The organism is Bacillus carboniphilus, from assembly GCF_039522365.1.
GTDB classification, from domain to species: Bacteria; Bacillota; Bacilli; order Bacillales; family JC228; genus Bacillus_BF; species Bacillus_BF carboniphilus.
Map to the genome: position 1 here is coordinate 132,778 of NZ_BAAADJ010000014.1, position 21,487 is coordinate 154,264.

25 protein-coding genes are annotated in these 21,487 nt (G+C 36.9%); 15 read left to right on the top strand and 10 right to left on the bottom strand.

Going from position 1 to position 21,487, the window contains the following annotated elements; all coding sequences use genetic code 11:
* Positions 1–3 precede the first annotated feature (3 nt).
* The 4 genes from ABDZ91_RS07265 to ABDZ91_RS07280 are packed head-to-tail and all read left to right on the top strand — an operon-like array spanning position 4 to position 3,268.
* A complete protein-coding gene (locus ABDZ91_RS07265; protein ID WP_343797662.1) occupies positions 4–660 on the top strand; it encodes a response regulator in 657 nt (218 codons plus the stop codon).
* Positions 661–664: 4 nt separating this feature from the next.
* The gene (locus tag ABDZ91_RS07270; protein ID WP_343797664.1) at positions 665–1,114 is read left to right on the top strand and encodes a GAF domain-containing protein; all 450 of its coding nucleotides are present in this window, start codon (positions 665–667) and stop codon (positions 1,112–1,114) included.
* A 30-nt stretch (positions 1,115–1,144) separates the two neighbouring features.
* A complete protein-coding gene (locus ABDZ91_RS07275) occupies positions 1,145–2,587 on the top strand; it encodes a PAS domain-containing sensor histidine kinase (protein WP_343797665.1) in 1,443 nt (480 codons plus the stop codon).
* A 9-nt stretch (positions 2,588–2,596) separates the two neighbouring features.
* Complete coding sequence (locus ABDZ91_RS07280; protein ID WP_343797667.1) at positions 2,597–3,268, top strand: Crp/Fnr family transcriptional regulator; 672 nt, start codon at positions 2,597–2,599, stop codon at positions 3,266–3,268.
* A gap of 435 nt (positions 3,269–3,703) precedes the next feature.
* Here the strand turns inward: ABDZ91_RS07280 and ABDZ91_RS07285 are convergent, their stop codons facing one another.
* On the bottom strand, positions 3,704–3,991 hold the full coding sequence (locus tag ABDZ91_RS07285; protein ID WP_343797669.1) for a HesB/YadR/YfhF family protein: 288 nt from the start codon (positions 3,989–3,991) through the stop codon (positions 3,704–3,706).
* 150 nt (positions 3,992–4,141) lie between these two features.
* On the opposite strand from ABDZ91_RS07285, the gene hemY reads away from it, so the two are divergent.
* Positions 4,142–5,566 (top strand): protoporphyrinogen oxidase, encoded by a 1,425-nt coding sequence (hemY, locus tag ABDZ91_RS07290; protein WP_343797671.1) that lies wholly within the window; start codon positions 4,142–4,144, stop codon positions 5,564–5,566.
* A gap of 35 nt (positions 5,567–5,601) precedes the next feature.
* On the opposite strand, the gene ABDZ91_RS07295 is transcribed toward hemY, so the two are convergent.
* On the bottom strand, positions 5,602–5,802 hold the full coding sequence (locus tag ABDZ91_RS07295) for a hypothetical protein (RefSeq protein ID WP_425541799.1): 201 nt from the start codon (positions 5,800–5,802) through the stop codon (positions 5,602–5,604).
* Between the two features lie 93 nt (positions 5,803–5,895).
* The gene (ric, locus tag ABDZ91_RS07300) at positions 5,896–6,609 is read right to left on the bottom strand and encodes an iron-sulfur cluster repair di-iron protein (RefSeq protein WP_343797675.1); all 714 of its coding nucleotides are present in this window, start codon (positions 6,607–6,609) and stop codon (positions 5,896–5,898) included.
* A gap of 179 nt (positions 6,610–6,788) precedes the next feature.
* Between ric and ABDZ91_RS07305 the strand changes: the two genes are divergently transcribed.
* On the top strand, positions 6,789–7,328 hold the full coding sequence (locus tag ABDZ91_RS07305) for a hemerythrin domain-containing protein (RefSeq protein WP_343797677.1): 540 nt from the start codon (positions 6,789–6,791) through the stop codon (positions 7,326–7,328).
* Positions 7,329–7,418: 90 nt separating this feature from the next.
* Positions 7,419–8,504 carry a TIGR04053 family radical SAM/SPASM domain-containing protein gene (locus ABDZ91_RS07310; RefSeq protein WP_425541796.1) on the top strand — a complete coding sequence of 362 codons (1,086 nt, stop codon included), beginning with the start codon at positions 7,419–7,421 and terminating at the stop codon, positions 8,502–8,504.
* 101 nt (positions 8,505–8,605) lie between these two features.
* Here the strand turns inward: ABDZ91_RS07310 and ABDZ91_RS07315 are convergent, their stop codons facing one another.
* The gene (locus ABDZ91_RS07315) at positions 8,606–9,325 is read right to left on the bottom strand and encodes a YwiC-like family protein (protein ID WP_343797681.1); all 720 of its coding nucleotides are present in this window, start codon (positions 9,323–9,325) and stop codon (positions 8,606–8,608) included.
* A gap of 32 nt (positions 9,326–9,357) precedes the next feature.
* Positions 9,358–11,052, bottom strand: a complete 1,695-nt coding sequence (locus ABDZ91_RS07320) for a methyl-accepting chemotaxis protein (protein ID WP_343797683.1) — start codon at positions 11,050–11,052, stop codon at positions 9,358–9,360.
* Between the two features lie 221 nt (positions 11,053–11,273).
* Between ABDZ91_RS07320 and ABDZ91_RS07325 the strand changes: the two genes are divergently transcribed.
* Positions 11,274–11,996 carry a Crp/Fnr family transcriptional regulator gene (locus ABDZ91_RS07325; protein ID WP_343797685.1) on the top strand — a complete coding sequence of 241 codons (723 nt, stop codon included), beginning with the start codon at positions 11,274–11,276 and terminating at the stop codon, positions 11,994–11,996.
* 51 nt (positions 11,997–12,047) lie between these two features.
* Here the strand turns inward: ABDZ91_RS07325 and mobA are convergent, their stop codons facing one another.
* Entirely contained in the window at positions 12,048–12,611 is a 564-nt protein-coding gene (gene mobA, locus ABDZ91_RS07330; RefSeq protein WP_343797686.1) for a molybdenum cofactor guanylyltransferase, read from the bottom strand.
* Between the two features lie 135 nt (positions 12,612–12,746).
* Between mobA and ABDZ91_RS07335 the strand changes: the two genes are divergently transcribed.
* Entirely contained in the window at positions 12,747–13,199 is a 453-nt protein-coding gene (locus ABDZ91_RS07335) for a chemotaxis protein CheW (protein ID WP_343797687.1), read from the top strand.
* A gap of 37 nt (positions 13,200–13,236) precedes the next feature.
* Here the strand turns inward: ABDZ91_RS07335 and ABDZ91_RS07340 are convergent, their stop codons facing one another.
* The 3 genes from ABDZ91_RS07340 to ABDZ91_RS07350 form a co-directional block, all read right to left on the bottom strand.
* Complete coding sequence (locus ABDZ91_RS07340; RefSeq protein WP_343797688.1) at positions 13,237–13,758, bottom strand: YkyB family protein; 522 nt, start codon at positions 13,756–13,758, stop codon at positions 13,237–13,239.
* A gap of 165 nt (positions 13,759–13,923) precedes the next feature.
* The gene (locus ABDZ91_RS07345; RefSeq protein ID WP_343797690.1) at positions 13,924–14,199 is read right to left on the bottom strand and encodes a hypothetical protein; all 276 of its coding nucleotides are present in this window, start codon (positions 14,197–14,199) and stop codon (positions 13,924–13,926) included.
* A gap of 396 nt (positions 14,200–14,595) precedes the next feature.
* Positions 14,596–15,462: a metallophosphoesterase gene (locus ABDZ91_RS07350; RefSeq protein WP_343797692.1), complete on the bottom strand. Its 867-nt coding sequence runs from the start codon at positions 15,460–15,462 to the stop codon at positions 14,596–14,598.
* Positions 15,463–15,669: 207 nt separating this feature from the next.
* Here ABDZ91_RS07350 and ABDZ91_RS07355 point away from each other — a divergent pair, with 207 nt between their 5' ends.
* A complete protein-coding gene (locus ABDZ91_RS07355) occupies positions 15,670–15,891 on the top strand; it encodes a hypothetical protein (protein ID WP_343797694.1) in 222 nt (73 codons plus the stop codon).
* A 20-nt stretch (positions 15,892–15,911) separates the two neighbouring features.
* On the opposite strand, the gene ABDZ91_RS07360 is transcribed toward ABDZ91_RS07355, so the two are convergent.
* Entirely contained in the window at positions 15,912–16,652 is a 741-nt protein-coding gene (locus ABDZ91_RS07360) for a C39 family peptidase (RefSeq protein WP_343797695.1), read from the bottom strand.
* Positions 16,653–16,757: 105 nt separating this feature from the next.
* Between ABDZ91_RS07360 and ABDZ91_RS07365 the strand changes: the two genes are divergently transcribed.
* The 5 genes from ABDZ91_RS07365 (at position 16,758) to ABDZ91_RS07385 (ending at position 21,453) form a co-directional block, all read left to right on the top strand.
* Positions 16,758–17,978, top strand: a complete 1,221-nt coding sequence (locus tag ABDZ91_RS07365) for an EAL-associated domain-containing protein (RefSeq protein ID WP_343797697.1) — start codon at positions 16,758–16,760, stop codon at positions 17,976–17,978.
* An 87-nt stretch (positions 17,979–18,065) separates the two neighbouring features.
* Positions 18,066–18,302, top strand: coding sequence for a hypothetical protein (locus ABDZ91_RS07370; RefSeq protein ID WP_343797700.1), 237 nt, complete (start codon positions 18,066–18,068; stop codon positions 18,300–18,302).
* A 240-nt stretch (positions 18,303–18,542) separates the two neighbouring features.
* Positions 18,543–19,175 carry a DUF3993 domain-containing protein gene (locus tag ABDZ91_RS07375; RefSeq protein WP_343797701.1) on the top strand — a complete coding sequence of 211 codons (633 nt, stop codon included), beginning with the start codon at positions 18,543–18,545 and terminating at the stop codon, positions 19,173–19,175.
* A gap of 280 nt (positions 19,176–19,455) precedes the next feature.
* Positions 19,456–19,896, top strand: a complete 441-nt coding sequence (gene cbpB, locus ABDZ91_RS07380; protein WP_343797703.1) for a cyclic-di-AMP-binding protein CbpB — start codon at positions 19,456–19,458, stop codon at positions 19,894–19,896.
* 60 nt (positions 19,897–19,956) lie between these two features.
* Complete coding sequence (locus ABDZ91_RS07385) at positions 19,957–21,453, top strand: MDR family MFS transporter (protein ID WP_343797705.1); 1,497 nt, start codon at positions 19,957–19,959, stop codon at positions 21,451–21,453.
* Positions 21,454–21,487 lie beyond the last annotated feature (34 nt).

Sequence of the window (21,487 nt, forward strand, 5' to 3'; positions counted from 1 at the left end):
TTTATGATTCGGGTTCTTCTAGTAGATGATCATGCTGTCGTTAGAATGGGGCTACGCATGTTGCTAGAACCAAACACTAAAATGGAAGTAGTGGGAGAGGCTTCAGAAGGAAATGAAGCAATTCAAAGAGCATTAGAACTTAAACCAGACGTTGTTCTAATGGACTTAAGTATGCCGCATGGAAAAGATGGTTTATCTGCAACAATTGAATTAAAGAAATCCTTACCTGAAACTGAGATTTTAATTTTGACAATGCATGATGACGAAGAATACTTGTTTAGAGTCATTCAGGCCGGAGCTTCTGGATATATACTAAAAAGTGCACCCCATGAAGAGTTGTTATCTGCCATTGAATCTGTTGCTACTGGAAGGGCGTATTTATATCCAACCGCAACGAAACGACTCATGCAAGAGTATGTTGAAAAGCTTAATCAGGGTGGAAATATGGATACGTATTCCTTATTATCTGACCGCGAAAAAGAAGTTTTAACGTTAATTGCTAAGGGTTATACAAATAAAGATATTGCTGAGCAACTAATCATTAGTGTGAAAACGGTAGAAACGCATAAAAGTAATTTAATGGAGAAATTACAGATGAAGACTCGGCCAGAATTAGTTAAATATGCAGTGCAAAAAGGTTTACTTGATTACGGGGTATAGTCCATTGAAACCAAATAAAATGAAAGAAGTTTCGATCAGAATGAATCAAATTTGTATGGAAACTATGAAGGAATTATCAAGCGATTTTGTAGCCCTTGCGACTTATAATAATGAGGGAAAAGACATTAGGTGGAAATTTGCTGCAGGAAATCGGAACGAAAAATACAAACAGATTACAGTTCGCTATGGAAAAGGAATAGCAGGTCAAGTTATGCGGAGCGGTTCACCCATGGTGATTCAATCATTTCCAGAAGATATAAACGGAAAAGCAACTGATTACCCAATTATGCTAGCCGAACAATTAGTTTCTTGTATAGCAGTACCAGTTCAATTCAATGATAAAATATGGGGTGTTCTATTGGCAGGGCATCGTATTGAAAAGGGTTTTACAGAAGAAGATAGAAATAAATTAATGGAAGCTGCCAAAAAGGTTAGTTATACAATCTCTAAGTAAAAACACCAGTAATAAGCTAGAGGTGTCACGATGACAAATTGGAATGAACAAAGTACGAACGAAAAAGGACAAAGTGAAGTACAAAACCTAAAAGAATTAGCTGATATAAAATATGCGCTTGATGAATCCTCTATTGTAGCAGTTACAGACCAAAAGGGGATTATTACGTATGTAAATGATAAATTTTGTGAAATTTCTAAGTATACAAGGGAACAGTTAATTGGGCAGGATCACCGAATTATTAATTCGGGTTATCATTCTAAGGAGTTTTTTCGAGAATTATGGAGAACAATCGCTAACGGAAAGGTTTGGAAAGGAGAAATTAAAAATAAGGCAAAGGATGGATCGTACTACTGGGTAGATACAACCATTGTTCCTTTCATAGATGAAAAGGGAAAGCCTTATCAATATCTTGCTATTCGAACAGAAGTTACGGCCTATAAGAAGGTTCTGGAAGAATTAAAACTATCAATAAGCGAATTAGCCGATTTGAAGTATGCTTTGGATGAATCTACGATTGTAGCTAGGACAGATCAAAGAGGGACTATTACGTATGTAAATGATAAATTCTGTGAAATCTCGAAGTATTCAAGAGACGAGCTAATTGGTAGTGACCATCGGATTATCAATTCAGGCTATCATTCAAAAGAATTTTTTAAAAAGCTTTGGAAAACAATTGGTAACGGTCAAGTGTGGAAAGGTGAGATTAAAAATAAAGCTAAGGATGGAACGTATTACTGGGTGGATACCACGATTGTCCCGTTCATAAATGACAATGGGAAGCCCTATCAATATTTAGCCATTCGTTCAGAAATCACTGCACGTAAAAGAGTAGAAGAAGAACTGAAGCAAATGATGACAAAAATTATACAGGTTCAGGAAGAAGAACGGAAAAAAGTATCTCGTGAATTACATGATGGAATTGGTCAAAATTTATACAGTTTACTCATAACGATTAACCGAATTAGTGCAGAACAGGACCACCCACTGCTACCTGAAATGCAAAAAGAAGTGACCAGCTTGATTGAACAAATTCGTGGCATCTCTTGGGAGCTTCGGCCATCTGTTTTAGATGATCTAGGGTTAGTACCAGCTATTCGCTCTATGATCAACCAGTATTCTCAACATTATGGAATTCAAATAACCTTTTCTACGAATTTAAAAGTACGTTATTCAATGGATATAGAATCAAATGCATATCGAATTGTGCAAGAAGCTTTAACAAACATACGAAAATATGCTGAGGTTAAACAAGCTGAAGTTAGTGTCATGAAAGATGGAACAACTTTGGTGATCCATATAAAAGACCAAGGAAAAGGGTTCTCTGTAAATACTGGCAGCCGAGGCGTAGGTCTATTCAATATGGAAGAAAGAGCGAAGGCAATCGGAGGTTCCATTGATATTTACTCAAAAGAAGGTGTCGGTACAACAGTTAAAGTAAGGGTACCTATAAGTGAAGGGCGTGATGTATAGGTGGATAGTATGCTCAACGTATTAAAGGATGTCCCATTATTTAATGGTCTGAATGAAGAAGATTTACATTTAATTGCCCAAATTACTTCAAAACGGAAGTACAAGAAAAAAGCGAATGTTTTCATGGAAGGAGAAACACGGGAGGCTGTTTTCTTTATAGAGTCCGGAGTGGTAAAGTCCTACAAAGTTGATGAAGATGGAAACGAGCAAGTCATTTCTATCCTTCAAAGTGGAGACATGTTTCCACACGTTGGTTTTTTCGATGAGTCTCCATATCCTGCAACTGTCGAAGTTGTACGAGAGGCTGAATTATTAGTAATTCGAATTGATGATTTTGATCAATTGATTATAAGACAGCCACAAATGGCAGTCAAAGTAATGAAGGTAATGGGGCAAAAAATTCTCCATTTACAACAACGCTTGCAAGATTTTATTTCAAAAGACGTTCAGCATCGTCTTACTCACTCGTTAGTTCGGCTTGCTCGAGAGTATGGTGAAGTAAGGAAACAGGGGACTTATGTTAGTTTACCAATTACCAACCAGGACTTCGCCAATATGGTAGGGACCTCCCGAGAATCCATAAACCGGATTATCAATCATTTTAAAAGGGAGAAGCTTATGGATTCGGATCGCCATGGGTTTTTAATCTACGATATTGATAAGTTAGAGAGTTACCACTAAAAGGAAAGTTGTTGATTGTTCAGCAACTTTCCTTTTAGTTTTATATAGAGGGGGTGGTGTATCGGTTTCCGCCTGTAGCTTGGCAGGGTAGGGTGTTCGGGCTGTTCCGCACTCAAATTGAGATATTCGCACTTAAATTGCATTCATCGCACACAACACTAGATTTTTCGCACTCAAATCAAAAAATGCACTCAAATTAAGAAATTCGCACTCAAAATCAATTTTTCGCACTCAAAATCCATAAATCGCACCCAAATTCCAAAATTCGCACAAACAACACAGTATAACGAGTTCAACCTAATACTTTTCCTAGCCCCAAACATTGAAACAACCTTTTTAAAAGCAAAATTTATATAATTCCGGTTATTTTTGTAGGAGATAATAAAAAATCTCCCTTTCTAAACCCATAATCCATAAAAAATCGACTACCCTGGATTATAACGGCTTAAAGTCATATGTCACTTCATTATTAAATATGGTAACAGAAACATGATAGTCCTCAAAAAACCATTTATCCTCTTCCCCAATATAAAAGTTAATCCCTTCAACAATTGAATGATAAGAAATATTTAATGGTTTTTCATTTCTAGCAATTCCAAGAGAGTAGTTAGGGTGCACACTTTGTCCATATAATTGAACAAAAAATTGCAGGCTATCACCATCCCTTAAGTTCATCTCTTCTTTATACCATTGGGCAGCTTCATTCGTAATGGAAAGTTTCATTTCGATTCCTCTTTCTCCATGAAATTATTCTCATATACCATTTTAATAGATGGCTATATGTTGTTCTGTGATATTCGTCATATATTGCTTTCCTTAAAGATGTTTTAATGAAGTTAATTCGGTCGTGATTAGAAAAGGAGGAGTCTCTATATGAGCAGTCCAAGTAAGAAAATCGTAATCGTAGGTGGCGGGATAACAGGCTTATCCGCAGCTTATTACTTGAAGAAAAACTGTAAGGAAACTTCTGTTGATATAACAATTATTGAAAAGAGTAACGATATTGGTGGGAAGATCAACACGCTACATCGTGATGGTTTCATCATTGAGCGTGGTCCAGAGTCTTTTCTGTCTAGAAAGCAGCCCGTCGTGACACTGACGAAAGAACTGGATCTTGAAGAGGAATTAGTCGGTACGAATCCCGAAGCTAAGGCAAACTATATTTTACACAAAGGTAAAATGCATCAAATGCCACTTGGGTTTGTTCTTGGAATTCCAACCAAATTATCTCCATTTCTAAAAACAGGGCTAATTTCTCCACTCGGTAAAATTCGTGCAGGTTTTGATTTCTTTATACCCAAAAGGAGTGATATAGGTGATGAAGCACTGGGTCATTTTATTAAACGCAGATTAGGAAGTGAGGTGCTACATAATATAACGGAGCCATTACTTTCAGGAATTTATGCAGGCAATACAAACTATTTAAGCCTAAATGCCACTTTTCCTCAGTTTAAACAATTAGAACAAAAGCATGGAAGCCTCATCAAGGGGATGCTTTCTGGACAAAAGGTACATCGTACCCAAACGCCACAGCTTCCAGAGATTGCACAGAGAAGTATGTTCCTCACTTACAGAAGAGGCCTAAGTACGTTGGTCGAGCGGTTAAAGGAAGCCATACAACCCACTAGGCTAATTATGGGACAAGGTGTTAACTCTATACAGGAACATCAAAATAGATATAGGGTATTTCTTGAAAATGGTGAAGAAATGGATGCAGATGGAGTTATATTAGCTTTACCAGCAATCCATGTTTCAAATTTAATCCCTGAGTTTTCATTGAACAATACCTTAAAAGATATTCCTTATGTCTCAGTGGCTAATATTGTATTAGCGTTTAACCGAGATGACATTCAATATCCACTAACAGGAAGTGGCTTTGTAGTACCAAGAAAAGAAGGAAGATTTATTACAGCTTGTACATGGTCTTCATCCAAATGGTCACATACAGCTCCAGAGGGAAAAGTACTGCTACGTACCTATGTTGGGCATGCGGGTTCACAGGGGTGGACTTCATTAACTGATGAGGAACTAGTTGTAGGTGTGCGTAACGACTTAGAAGCAATTATGGGTATTCAAGCAAGCCCCGATTTTACAGTCGTAACTCGTCATAATCAAGCGATGCCGCAATATTTAGTTGGCCATGTAGAAAGAATTACGGAAGTAAAGGAGCAATTAAGCAGACAAAAACCAGGTATTTATCTTTGTGGAGCGGGATATGAAGGGGTAGGAATCCCGGATTGTATAGAACAGGGGAAAAAGGCAGCGGATCAAATGTATTCATACTTACAAACCCAATAGTAAAAGGAAAAAAGGCAATGGTTCATTGCCTTTTTTTATAGATTCTTAAGTTCATCTATTAACTGCCTAGAACGCTTTGCATTTCCTTCAGCAAACTCCCTTAATCGAGTTTGTAAACCTTCATTTTGATGAATGTAATCAGCTGTAATTAAGTATGTTCTCATCAATTCCTCTTCAAGCTTTAATGTGTTTTGGAGAGTTTCTTTTACATTATGTTCATTATGCAAACCAATCACCTCAAACACCATTATCCCCATCTCAGCCGGTAAACATAATTAAATTTTAATACATAAAAAACCCGAACAAAAATGTTCGGGGGAATAATTATCTTAAATTGGGAGTTCACGGTTGAGTCTAGGGAATAACACGTTATTTTCCAAATGAATGTGGTCAAATAAATCCGATTCTAGCTCAGCAAGCTTTAAGAACGTTAGTCGGTAAGTGTTACAAGCACCTTCTGGTAATTGATAGTCATTAGTTACCTCTCTAATTTCTTTTAATAGTGAGCCTGCAGTTTCGTGTTCACTTTCTAGTGCATCTATGGTAGCTACAATTTGCTTTAGTAGTTCTAGAGATTTTTCCTGTTCGTATAGCTTAACTTTTGGAAAAATCTTATCCTCTTCTTCGATTAAATGATGCTCTAGCTCTACTTTCAATTGTTGATACAACTTATAAACAAGTCCTAGTTCAGGATGATTACCTCCGTGTACCCGATATACTTTTGTTACATAACCAGAAAGCTCAGGAAGCACTTTGTTTAAATAAGCGTGATGCCGGTCCAAAACATAGTCAATGAGTGTGGTGTAATTCTCTACTTCCCAATTTGTATCCTTTTCTCCGTATTTAATGGTTTCTTGATATAAATGATTGATTTTGTTCAAAACTTCTTCTGGGTTCAGTTCTTTGTCTTGAATTGCTTCTCCAATGGGTCGATTACCACCGCAGCAAAAGTCAATTCTATACTCTTTCAAAACCTGGCTAGCTCTTGGAAATTGTGTAACAATATCGCCTGTTTTCATAGATTGATCAAAGATATATTCCATGAGTAATCCTCCTTGTTTATGAAGTACAACTTTAATTTATCAAACAACGACATTCTAGGTTGTGATGCAACTCACAATTAAAAAAACTCCTTATAATTACTGTGAAATGTGATAGACCTCACCTTTAAACCATCAAATATTTAGTACTCTTAGCTTATAAATAGATAGGAGGAATAGACATGTTTGTGCCTATGAATTGTGGAATGTCAGGGAACAATGAAATAAAACTTTGCGCACCTCTCCAAAGATTAAAGAAAGAACATACACCTTTAACGTTACAAATGGAAGACCTAAATGAATTAGCCCTTAAAATTGGGAAGGATTCCTCAATTGATAATTGGAAGGAACCACTTTTACAGTTAAGAGAGAATGTGAAACAATTTATATCAGAGTTAGATCCTCATTCAGAAAGAGAAGAAGGGGTTCTATTCCCAATGATTGGAAGATATATTGGAATAACAACAGGACCTATTGCGGTTATGGAATATGAGCATGAAAAAGCAAAGTCAAATATAAACAGGTTCCTTGAGCTAACGGTGAATTTACAAGATAATCCAAGTGCAGAAGCTGCTGAAAAATTAGCTTCATACGTCATAGAAGCCTATCTAACACTAAGTGAACATTTTATGAAAGAAGAAAATGTTTTGTTTCCTATGGCAGAACGAATGTTAACAGCCGAAGAGAAGGAAGAGCTAGAGTTAAAAATTAACCAAATCTAATTTTTTCAAAGTGAGATTCATCTTTTGTGATGAACCTCACTTTTTTTTGTTTGTTCCAAGTCTAGAATAAAGGAAGAAGGAGGCATGGTTATGCACCGAAATTATGATGAAAATCCATTTATCGTTATTTGGGAGGTTACGAGGGCATGTGCACTAAAATGCCTGCATTGTAGAGCAGAGGCCCAGTATCGTAGGGACCCAAGAGAGTTAACCACGCAAGAGGGAAAACAACTGATTGATCAGATATATGAAATGGATAATCCCCTGTTTGTGTTTACAGGTGGGGATCCTTTAATGAGAGAAGATTTATATGAATTGATAGAATATGCGGTTGTAAAAGGAGTACGTGTTTCGATGACCCCTAGTGCAACGCCTAAAGTAACGAAGAAAGCAATGGAAAGAGCTAAAAAGGCAGGACTTTCAAGATGGGCATTTAGTGTGGATGGACCGTCAAAAGAGATACACGATCATTTCCGTGGGACTAAAGGGTCTTTTGATCTAACCATGAAGGCGATTCAATATTTACATGAGTTAAATATGCCAATCCAAATTAACACAGTGGTCTCTCATTATAATGTTGACCATTTAGAAGAAATGGCTAAATTAGTAGAAGAGCTTGGCACGGTATTGTGGAGTGTGTTTTTTCTTATCCCAACAGGACGAGGGCAAAACTTAGATCTAATTTCTCCTGATAGACATGAGCAAGTGATGAATTGGTTGTATGACTTAAAGGATAAGGTCCCATTTGATATTAAAACAACAGAAGCCCCTCACTATCGACGTGTATCCTTACAACGTCAACAGCAAGATGGAGTTTCATCTAAACAAGGTATGACAAAGCGAAATGACTTTCTAGGGCGTGCACCCAAAGGTGTAAATGACGGAAATGGCTTTCTATTTATCTCACATACCGGTGATGTGTATCCAAGTGGTTTTCTTCCTATAAACTGCGGAAGTATTAAAGAAGAGCCGTTAGCAGAAATCTATCGAAACCACCCTGTGTTTAAAGAACTTCGTAATCCTGAATTATTTAAAGGGAAATGTGGTGTGTGTGAATACCGGCATATATGTGGTGGCTCTAGAGCAAGGGCCTATGCGGTTACCGGTGACCACCTTGAAAGTGAACCATATTGTACCTATATACCCGATGGAAGTAAGGAACTTATTTATAGTTAGAAAAATAGGACAAACACCTTATAATGCAGGGTGTTTGTTCTTTTTTCTATACTAAAAATGCTCAAAGCTTTTGCTCTGAGCATTTTTTGAATCGAGTTCTTTTAAAAAGCTACTAAACAAATAATAAAAAACCAAATAGAAAGTCCAATCTCTAATATTCCCAAATGAATAGGTTTAATTCTCTTCCTTCTTGGAGTAATCCAATCTTTCAATATGGATGGTAAAAATGCTATAAGTAAGATCCAATCAAAGAAGACAACCAGTAGTAAAAAGCCATGAAATAGATGTGAAACACGGTGAAAAGTTTTATTCTTGAATTCTCGAATCATGGATTTTATATAAAAAGCACTACCAAAAAAATAGAGTGTGGTTATAACAAACAATTGAATTGCCTCAGTTGTCAGGCTTCCATTTCCTATATAGTAGGAAGCAACTCCAGCTACGGAAAAAATGGAAATCCCAGATAGGTCATTTAATAATGAACGTTCATTTTTCTTACGAATATAATAAATGTTTATGGCTAGAAGCGGAATCATTGAGACTGGGAAAAGGATTAGCTTTGGAATCACTATTAGAATAGGAATAAAGCAAACCATTGCAACCCCAGAGTAACTTAGTAACCATGGAAGCATTCTGTTCGTGTTCTTCCGATTTCGAATGATTGCTAGTAACGGTGTAGCCGATAAATAAAGGAAAAACCAACCTATCAAAAACGGAATATGAAGTACATTGGGACTAGATAGAAAAACACCAAGAAGACTGGGCATGATGCACATAACCCAAGAACCATGTTCCTTTGGTAGTACAAGCTTTCCTTTCATTCTATTCATCTCCTACATAAAGTCGGTATAATTTAAAGTTTGAATTTCTGAACGATTTGCTTCAATTGGTTTGCCATCTGTGTAACTGTAGTCGTTCTTGCAGCGACTTCCTCAACGGTTGCCGTTGTTTGTTCTGTTGCAGCTGCCACTTCCTGGGCACTAACTGCCATTTCTTCATTGGCCAGCTCTAGTTTCTTTACAACCTGAACAACACCCTCTGCTGTTTGAGTTTGATCGTGTGTTAACAGAGATAGGCCGTAAATTTCTGTTGAAATGGATTGGATGGCAGCTTTGATATTTTCTAGTGCGATACCAGTTTCATGAACAGCTGTCTCGCCTGCTTCTACATTTCTCCAACTCGTTTCGGTAAGCTCTACAGTTTCTAGAATGCCAGATGTAATTTTCGAAAGAATAGCTCTAACATTAGTTGCTTCTTTATTGGATTGATCAGCTAAAGCTTGTACCTCTCTTGCAACCACTGCAAATCCCTTTCCATCTTCTCCTGCACGAGCAGCTTCGATGGTTGCATTAAGTCCCAATAGATTAGTTTGAGCAGCTATTTTAGTAATGGTTTCGGTGATTTGTTGGATTTCGGTTGTATACGTACTTAACTGGTCTATCATTTGTTGTGAATGAAAAGTGGATGTTTTAATAACATTCATTTTCTCTACAATGTCTTGTACCTTTTCAATGCCTGTTGTTGCAGTATCCATAGTTATGTCTGCACTTTTGACAGTAGTGTCTGCTCTTACCTTAGAATGGTAAATGAGTTCGACTAGATTCATTAAAGTTTTGGAAGCTTCACTAGTCATTTCCGCACCATCTGTGGTTCCGGACGCTACTTCATCCATATTTTTTGAAACAATATGAAGTACTGTACTCATTTCATCCATGGATAGCGATGTTTCATTTGTGTTATTGGCTAAGTCTTCGGACGCTTTTTGAATAGTAGATATTATCTCTCTTAGATTTAGGGACATCTTTTCAAGATTGTAAGCAAGATCACCCACCTCATCGTTACTAGAAATTGTGTTATTAAAAGGAGAAATATCACCTTCGGCTATCTTCCTAGTGCGGTCAATGAGCTTTGAAATGGGCTTTGTCTTCTTTTGAATTAAATACAAGGTCAAGATGGAAGCCAATATTAACGGGATAAAACTCAGCATAATCCCGTCTTTCACTACGGTCCAAGTGCGGTCTGAAACAATTTCTCCATTAAAGTCAATAACACTTATGGCTACTATTTCCTTTGTAGGGTCATGGTCTTTATATATAGGGGAATACCCTGATAGTCTCTTCATGCCTCCAAACTCATAGATTTCAGAATAAGTAGGGTGATTCATTTCCATTAACATTTGAATAGCGTTCTGATCCATGAAAAATCGACTTCCCACATCAAACCCTTTTTCCTTCAGGTTATCGTCTAGGGCAAGGATGTGGCCATCTAAGCTTAGAATGTAGTGACTATCAAAAATACTCTTGTGATCAATGGTCCAATTCAACTTTTTTCCGATTTCTTCACTATCGTCACCATTCATTAAATGATTGATATCTTCCTGATCTAAAAGGCCAGTTGTGATACTGGCACAACCATAAGCCTCAATTCCAGCAGCTTCATACATACTGTCATAAGTTGTTTTAAATGTTGTAACGGATGTGATTAACGTGGAAGAAATAATAACACCAATAATAATGATGCCTAATCTCCAGGTGAGTGTACGCTTCATAAGGAACTCCTTTATGTTAATTTGCTCTCCCATACACTACCGCTTTTTCGGAAAATTAGATGTGACTTATATCACTTCCCTTCTAAAGGTGACCTAAAAAAATCCTCAGTAAATTTGAGGGTTTTTTATTATGAAAATAGGGGAATCTCCCGATACGGTATGGCTGTGATTTTTATTACACTTGAGATAAGAAATACGGCAGTCTAGTAGGAGGACTAAAAATGGGAATCAAACAATCGTCGAAAGAATATCCAGTAGAAAAAAACACATTCTACTTTTCTGAATCCAGCTTCGAAAAAATAACAGACATTATGTATATGGAAGAGTTTGAACAAGGGGCGAGAATTTTTTGGGAAGGGGATCCCGTACAGAAGCTTTTTTACGTTAAGGAAGGAAGTGTGCAGTTATCCAAATTAAATGACGAAGGAAAAGATTTAACATTGTATCACTATTTTCCCGGGGATCTATTTGGAGAGTTTAGTCCGTCCGATAATCAAATCAGTACTTTTACAGCACAAGCACTCGAAGACTGTAAAATTGGTGTGATACAACAAGCCGACTTAGAGGTATTACTTTGGCAAAATGGCGATCTTGCCATCGAATTTGCCAAGTGGCAAAGTCTCATTCAGAGATCAACAGAGTTAAAAATAAGAGACCTTTTATTTCATGGTAAAAATGGAGCCCTTGCGTCTACTTTAATTAGAGCTGCAAACACGTATGGCATTCAAGATGGGGAAAATATCCATATTTCTAGAAAGTTCACCAATAATGAGATTTCCTCTTTAATTGGTGCCACTCGAGAAACAGTGAACCGAATGTTATCTAAACTAAAAAGTGATGGACTTATTAGTTATGAAAATGGTCGTATTACGATTACAGATCTAGAAGGTTTGAAGTTAGTCTGTAATTGTGAAGAATGTCCTCTATCCATTTGTCGGTTATAATTTCATCCCCCTAAACTTTCTAAATTGTGCAGGGGGATGAGGTCGTTTTTTCTAATATGCGTGTAGCGTATCCTTGATAAAACTTATGTCCACATTCATCTTATTAAGGTAGTCTATATCAGCTCTTAACCATGAAATTGAATCCAATAGATGAATGGGTTGGATCTTATGAGTGGTTACTAGCTTTTTGATGATTGGTAGTATTTCTTTATTATATAAAGAATGATAAAAATATGGTTTATTGTTTTCCCATGGGAGGACGGCCATTTCATTTTCTCCTTTTAGAAGCGGGAGCATTACACTAGCAGCTTTCGCACTAATAGTAGAAGAAGCGGCACTTACTATCCATATATATTGGTTTTTGGCTAAGGAAATAGCAGCATGCATACCGCATAAGGGTCCATTATGCTTATAGTAGTCTGTGATAATACGTATATCTCTTGGTATAGCAGGGAGGAATAATCGTGGTTGATTAGTCACCAAAATCACTTCTTTACAAATGGACTGCATCTCTTTTATATGGCTAGTCACAATTGGAAGAAGTTCGAGCGAATTAGTTGATTGGGAATCGAATTGTTCTTCATAATCCCTGCATAATATAACTCCAGTTAGCATTCTCTCCACCTCATGTACTTGATAATTTTTACTATAGTGCCTTTCATAAAAAACCTCTGTTACATTTGTCACAACTTATAAAGGCAATCAAAACAATTTGAGTTTTTCATGGTATAGTAAAGGAAAGGGGGATTTATGATGTTAGATTCAGGAGTAATGACGACAAATAAAGATAATAAGCAACTTGAAATGGTAGAATTTAAACTTGGTGAAAAGACTTTTGGTGTTAAACTTGAACTGGTGAAAGAAATTATACATGCAAAACCTATTACGGCTATACCAAAATCTAACCCGTTGGTGAGTGGATTAGTAGAGATTCAGGGGAAGGCTATTCCTGTTATTAACATAGAAAAAGTTAGTGGGGAAACAGCTATTTTTAATCCGAAATTTGAAAAAATGATTGTGATTCAACTAAAGGAATACTCTTTTGTCCTAAGAGTTGAGCAAGTTATTGAAGTTAGAACTATAGACCAACCAAACTTGAAAGAAGAAGAGCATGAGTTTGTTACATATACTGTAGAGCGTGAATCTAATCCATTATATATAATGGATCTTGATAGAATCGTTCATTTCATAACAGCAAATTAAAAACCGGTAGAGACTAATTCTCTAACCGGTTTTTATATTATGTTCTCTCACTTTTGGAAAAGCGTGAATGACTTTTCCGAGTAATGGGTCCATATGACTCTCCAAGCCTTTTAAATATTGGTTTTTGGTAACTACCTGTTCGAGCATTAGTTTGGGTGTTACGCTTTTCGTCTTCTCGCAAACCCGTATAAGATTGTAAGAGCCTTTTAGCCGTATTCAAGGACATTTGAACTCTTGGATTTCTAATAGAGGAATTTAATTCACCTAAATGTGGTAAGTTTTGAAAATCTTCTTTTGTAGGAGGGATGTGAAAAGTAAATCCATTACATTGGACGAGGACATCCGACTGTTGTTGACTAAATTTAGGGTTATTAGAGAAATGTAACCCTTTCTTTTCGGCTTTTCCTTCTTTAAGCAGCTTAACAATGGCTTCGTGTTTTAATTTGTACAAATACTTATTATTGGTTGCTGTTTTGGCATGGCGATTCACAGTGAATATGGCTTTTGCCAATGTTTGAGGGGTCAGTGAATCAGGATTTGTCTTTGTAGACCTATGCAAGTGGTAAGACTCCTTTCGAAATTAGATTTGTCTTCTTTATGTAGAAGGCTTGTTTTCATTATACAGCGTATCTTTGGTAATGCAAGGAAATATATCTCAAAAATTAGAAAGAAGTCACCCTTAGGTGAAGGAGTGACTTCTTTGGGAATACACTTGGAATGATGGTTATTGACTTGGATAAATGTTGATGGTTTCTTGTATAGGATATCCTCCCGTACCGTAGTAAGACCCATATGGTTGGTATGCTGGATATGGCATAGGATAAGGTGCTGGATATGGTGGATAGTAATAAGGAGGTCGATAGAATAATGGAGCAGCTGCGAGACCTGCTAGACCTCCAAGAACAAACGGGAAAAATGGAAAAAATCTTGAATCATGTTGATTTCTAAACTGAGGTTGAAATGACCCATGTGGATGAATTATATGTGGGGCATATTGCATATATGTCCTCCTCTCTTTGTCTACTCGTTCATATTTAGTGTATGGGGAAATAGACGACCTGCGCCTGTCCAAAAATAATACGGGCTATTACCTAGAATGTTGCATCCATGCACAAGGCCGTTGATTTCCGTTGCAGGTGCTTGCTTTCCGTGGGCGGTCCGGGAGCCTCCTCGTCGCTTTCGCTCCTGCGGGGTCTCCCTTGTCCCTTCCTCCCACAGGAGTCAAGCACCTTCCACTCCAATCAACTGGAGTTTAAATCAAACTTACCAAGAAGTCATCTACTTTTATAAATTTGCGGTTTTAAAAACGCTTATTGCTTTGCCAGGCTGTTGCCACGTCGAGTCTCCCTTAGAAAAAAAGAAAAAAAAAAGCACCCAACAAGAGCGCTTCTTTCATTTATTGCTTTGATTCTAGAGTAAAAATGGTGATCTCTGGTCGCGACAAGAATCTGAATGGAAGACGGGTTGTACCTAATCCGCGATTAACGTACAGTGTCAAAGGATTCCCACTATCAATCTCATATAGACCATCATAATAATTTTCAGCATAAGGTGGCTTTACAAGAGCACCTAAAAATGGAATCTTAATTTGTCCACCATGACTATGTCCGCTTAGTTGTACATCGAAGCCAAAGGAAGAAGCCACATCTGCTAAATCAGGTGCATGTGAAAGTAGTAATTTAAATGCATCCTTGTTCATATTCGTCATTGTTTGGAAGTCTGGCTTTCCTAACATCGCATCGTCAATGCCAGCTAGGTAAAAATAATCTTGTCCTTTTGTAATGGGAACTACTTCATTTTTTAATAAAGTAAATCCTGAACGCTTCATGATCTGTCCATATAGATTTGTTCCATATCCACCATGGTCATGATTTCCGTATACCGCAAATTTCCCAAGGGGAGCGCTTAAAGCTTGAAGGTAAGGAATAATGCCATCAGGATTTAGATAATTTTGTGGTTCGTCCATGAGATCCCCTGTGAAAACAATGATATCGGGTTTCTCGTTTTCAATTTTTTGGATGATTGATTTGAAGTGTTGTATATCATAATGAAAGCCAAGGTGGGTATCACTAAATTGAATAATTTTTGTACCTATAAAGCTTTTTGGAATATTTGGCTTTTCTATGGAATATGAATTTATTTCTAGCCAAAAAGGTTCCAAATGCTTGGCATAATAATAGCCTCCAAATGCGGAGGCTACAGTAGCACCGACTGTTTTGAACCCTTTTTTTAAAAATCTTCTTCTTGAGATGTTTTCTTTCATATTATCCCAACCCATTTTGCTTTATCTAAAACTAGTTTCACGTCTCTTTTATTCTTATATACTATCAGAGTCTGTATAAAATGAAAATTATCAGCTTTATCCAAAACACCATCATTTGCTTTGACAAAAGGGATTCTCTTCTTATAAAGTTAACAGAGAGTACTAGTTTTATATCCTTTAAGTCTCATAAGAGAGGGGACATAAGAAATGAAACCATTAGCAAAAATGGAAGTGTGTGTCCTTCCTTGTAACGGTGGATATATAAAAATTTGGATTTATGGCTATAGAAAAGCTGGAGATTTCGGAAGAGTTGTAGCGGTTTTTGGAGACACCAATGTCACGGCAAAAGGCTACAACCGAAAAAAGACCATAATACGCTCTATTTCAAAGCTAAATCAAATCATACTTGACCAACAAAAAGGACTTTAATTTTTTACAGGAGCCGCCTGCTACTTTTCGTAACTGACGGCTCTTTTTTCTAATGCTTCCCAGGACTGGATAAAAGAATTTTTATTGACTTTTGCTTGCTTTTGTCCACTTAATGGGTCATTTAAATAAACATATTGATCGTTATATCCCACTAAGACAACTACATGAAGGTCTAGTGGCGTTTTTATAGTTTCTCCTTCGTGATCCCAAGATTCCCATCTATTGGGTAATTTATAATCTCCCGTTGTCCAAATAACCACAGGAAAGCCTTTTCCAACATGGTTTAATATCGTTTGGAAAGATTCACCCGTTAAATTACGAGCTTTTCCTTCCATATATTCATTTACTAAATCTTCAATCGGCTTATCAAAGACGGCATAGCCCTTTTGTTTCCCGGTCATATCTCCAACAAATCCTTTAGCAGGATTTCCCCATCGAACAATATCATTATTAGTTTCCACAAGTGGATCTGAATCTTTCTTAACTTTTTCTGCTAATTCCAGCTTATCTACTTCGATACCTGCGTATTGAAGCATCATTGTAGTACTTGTTACTTCACATCCATATTTCAACTCAGGGTTTTGTTTGATTAACGGAACATCTAATACAATTTCTTTTTTCACTTCTTGTTGGAGATCTGCAATTGGTTCATAATTGACAGTAGTAGGGGGTTGATCAATATCAGCCTCAGGTTTAGAAGCATTGTCCTGCTGACATCCTAAAAGGGGAAAGAGGATACCTATATACAAGATCCACTTCAATCCCTTTTCCTCCTTCTGAACGTTCCTAAAACGTTCACTTATAGGATGGTCCAAAAGATTCTTAACATGTGTATAAAGAAATGGAAGATAAGGGGTGTTTGAATCATGAAAATTGACCCTCTTGAAATAATTACTAACCTTCAAAATATAATTCCCACATATGATCCGTTTTTTAGTGCTGAGGAACGTAAAATTGTAGGCTACGAAGTCATTGGCAAGTTTGTGAAAAATCATATTGCATTAGATATTGATGCTTTTTTGATGGATCAACAGGTGCCCGAAGAATATCGACTAGAAGCTTACCACCACCTGTTAAAAGTAGCAATTGATCATTATCTTCAGGATCATCAAACAGGCTTCTTAGCTATTAGAATAGACCCTGAAATTCTCCTGTATGATGACAAAGAGTACCTGCTGCAAATGATTTTAGAAAAAGAAAAACTAGGTATTAATCCTTCACAAATAGTCTTAATTTTACCTGAAGAGAATTTAAAAGGAATCGAGGGTACCATCGAGCATTGTGTTCAATATATAAAAACTTTTGGGATTAAAATATCAATAGAAAACGGGGAATCTAGTGGTGTCCGGTTAGAAAGAATTGCTCCACTTTCACCACATTTTATCCGAATAAATCTTTCATCGTTAAAGTCATTATCTCAATCCATTGGAATGGATGAGACTTTACATGCCTTAAGTTCTTTTGCACGTAAAACAGGAGCTACATTAATGTTTGATAAAATTGAAATGGAGTATCAATTACGGATAGCTTGGAAAAATGGAGGACGATTTTTACAAGGTCCTTACCTTTCAGGGGCATCCCCCATTTTTGATCAACATCCTGAAAGGGTAGAACAGCTGAAAAATGACCTTTCTAGATTTATCACGTATGAAAAAAGGAAGTTAGAAGCCTTATATCGATTGGAGCAAACCTTAAATCAAGACTTACAGGCTGTCCTAGAAAAAGGAAGAATTCTATCTGGATGGGATGCAATTATTGAAGAAGCATCTAAGGTTTTAGGTCAGAGAGCTTTTAGAGTTTATATTTGTGATGAAAATGGATACCAGGTTTCGGCAAATTTACTCCGTTCGGGGACTGGTTGGAGTAAACAAGTAGAGTACATTCACAAAAATTGGAGCTGGAGACCCTATTTTTTAGAAAATGTTTTTAAAATGAATGTGCTCAAACAAGGACTATTATCTGATTTATATAGTGATATTGATACTGGTGAGTTAATTCGGACATTTTCCATTCCTATCAACAGTGAGTATTTTATGTTCATCGACCTTTCCTATTCGTATCTCTATGAGGAGGAAAATTTACTTTAAGCTTCCAAAAATTTAATAGGTTAATGAAATGAACGTAGTGGAAAGGTAAGTTTAAAGTGAATCTTCCTTTAGACAGGAGGTATGAAAATGAGTCAATTCATTATTATTTTAGCTTTGGCAGCAGTAGTCATATCCATTTTCTCCTTGGTTTTCACCTTCTCTGTAGCGAGAGAACGAAAGGTAGTTCGAGGAGAGTTAGATACTAAAATACCTGAGAGTGTCAAGGATCATCCCTTTACACTTAATCCTGTGTTTCTGTCTTATATCATTGGTCTAGGAGTTGTCTTGCTTTTTATCATTTATTTAGCCTTTAAGTTTTATTAAAAGGAAGATCCCCCTTGTATGTTACAAGGGGGATTTTTTTGGGTATACAAGTAATATCTACCGAATATAAATGAAAAAGGACAAACGAATACAATTTTCAACAGGCTTTTCAAAAAAACCATGACGAAGAGGACTGATGATGTCAGTATATGTTGTGAATTTACGAACGATTATAGGCATAAGTTGGACCAGATGTTGTTACAATTTTTATACAACCTTACAAAGGGGAGCGAAGTAATCATGAAAAAAATAGCAGCAGCGTTCATATTTATAGTTGTCATATTCAGTTCAACGCAGTTCACATTTGCAAATGAAGGGTTAACAAAGGGACAAGCTATTTCTATCGTGAAAGATACCTTTCGTGTCCAAGTATCCTTGTCAGAGGAACTAAGAACAATGGAAGAGGTTTTTGAACTGTTAAAGCCCTATATGACCAGTGATTATCGTTCCAAATTCTTAGAGGAGAACCTAGTATATATAGATGGAAAGTATCAAACACTTGGGTCTGACTTTGCACCATACTATATTCCATTCTTTCACTACAATAATGAAACGAAGTTCATGTTTAAGGATGGAGTTGGATATGTATATGAAAAAGTGGATGCTTCATCGGAGGGGCCAGTTCGTTATCAAGATGGATACATGGGGGTAGAAATCATAAAGGATAATGGGGAGTGGAAAGTCCATAATATTTTAAGAAATGAGGACATTGAGTCATTGATTGATAAAGAAATTAGTAATGCGTCAGTAACGTTGGATGTTGCTCAGGTGAAATTATCAGAAAAGATTACATCGTTTATCCCTTCAATCTTTTATATTCCGATTTATCATGCTTCACTATTGATGGGACAAGCACAGCGTCTATTGGCTTAGGTAAACCTACTTGAATAGTTCTATTCTATTGGGAGTAGATTATTCAATGAGGTGATTATATTTTGCTACCAACGGTTAAGTGCCCAAAATGTCAAAGAGAAGAAGCGATGAATCAAGTTTTAACGGCTCAATCGAATCAAAATGTGATCTATGAGTGCCCAAGCTGTCATTTTCTACTACGGAATATTGAAACAAAAAAGGGGTAGTTTCAAGGAGCAAAAAACATAATTATATGATACACTGTTTCATGGAGACATAAAAATTTAGGGAGTCATGCAAAATGATGAGTCTTCAAAACAGTGATTTTTTAAAAGCAACTTTAGATGAACTAATTATACCAGCCGAGAGAGTGGCACATGTGCAAATGGGAAATAATTTGGAACATGCATTGTTAGTTTTAACGAAAACAGGCTACACAGCTGTTCCTGTGCTTGATGCTCATTTCAAGTTACACGGCCTCATAAGTACACCACTTATTCTCGATCATATTACTGGACTTGAAAGAATACAGTTTGAAAGCTTAGATGAGTCTAAGGTAGAACATGTCATGAAACAAGAAATTCCTCGTATTCAAAAAAATGGACACTTTCAAAAGGCCCTTTCTTTACTAGTAGATAATCCCTTTGTCTGTGTAGAGGATTCTGATGGATATTTTATCGGGATATTAACAAGAAGAGCCTTACTAAAGCAACTACAGAAGAATATTCGCCACATACAATAAACCAAGGGGAGGCTCCAGTCAGTGGGGTCTCTTTTTTTATTTTTTATAGGAGGATCAATCATGGATGCTATAACCCAACAAGTTAAACAAACCAAGAGACCTTTCGTTTTAATTTCGGTCATGCTTGCCATGTTTATGGGAGCAGTAGAGGCAACGATTGTGGCTACGGCTATGCCCGCCATAGCAGCAGATTTGGGAGGCTTTTCATCATACAGTTGGGTATTTTCATCCTACTTGTTAATGAATGCTGTAACGGTCCTTATTTACGGTAAGCTTGCTGATATATTCGGACGGAAGCCGGTTATGACCTTTGGTATTCTAGTTTTTTTACTAGGGTCTGTACTATGTGGTTTTGCAGAATCCATGACATTTTTAATTGTTGCCAGATTTATTCAAGGTTTTGGTGCTGGAGCCATTTTACCAATAGCTACTACAATAGTGGGAGACATTTATACCAAAGAAGAAAGAGCCCAAATACAAGGCTATCTTGCTAGTGTGTGGGGGATTTCTGCTATTAGTGGACCAGCTATCGGAGGGTTACTTGTAGAATTCGTAACATGGAGATTTGTTTTTTGGGTTAACATCCCATTAGGCATTTTGTCTTTACTAGGGATTTGGTTTTTTCTACACGAACATATTGATAAAAAGGAAAGGAAGATTGATTATAAAGGTTCCATACTATTAACGGTTAGCCTTTCTGTCATTATGTATGTGTTAGTGGAAGGTGGAGTTCGTTTTGAATGGGTGTCATTACCTGTTCTAGGCTTATTCACGTTCTCTTTCTTATTACTTTTTATTTTCTATTTTCATGAAAAACGCATACAAGAACCGATGGTGCCTTTTACATTATGGAAGGAAAAATCGATCTTGATTGCTAATGTTGTATCTTTAACAACAGGTGTCATTTTAATGGGTCTCACTAGCTTTATTCCAACATTTGTTCAGGGGGTTATGGGTTATTCACCTATAATAGCTGGATTTACTTTAACTACCATGTCGATTGGATGGCCGATTGCTTCCACAGTTGCTGGAAGGTTACTACTGAAAATAGGATATCGAGTCACAGCATTATCTGGAGGTGTTTCTTTAGTTATAGGAACTACCATATTGGTTACTTTACATAGTCATTCATCTCCCATAATGGTTGCAGTTGGATCCTTTTTTGTAGGAGTAGGTATGGGATTAACCACCACTTCCTTTATTGTCTCGATTCAATCCACTGTTAATTGGGAGCAACGTGGGATTGCAACAGCCAGTAATGTTTTTATGCGGAACCTCGGAACTACGATTGGTGCCGCTTTGTTGGGTGGAATTTTAAATAGTAAAATTGCGTCCTATATTCATAATTCTTCGGTTAGGGGTAGTGAGAATTATACGGTAGATTCAACCAATCTCCTGTTGGACGTAGAAAAGAGATCAGACTTACCACAGTCCATTGTAGAAATGCTCCAAGAAGGATTGGCAAACGGACTCCATGTGGTGTATATCGTTGTTTTTAGCTTTGCCCTGTTAAGTTTCGTTCTTCTTTTTCTTTTCCCAAGAGATAAACGAGTATAAAATAGATATGGCTCGTCAGTCGAGCGAAGGAGGG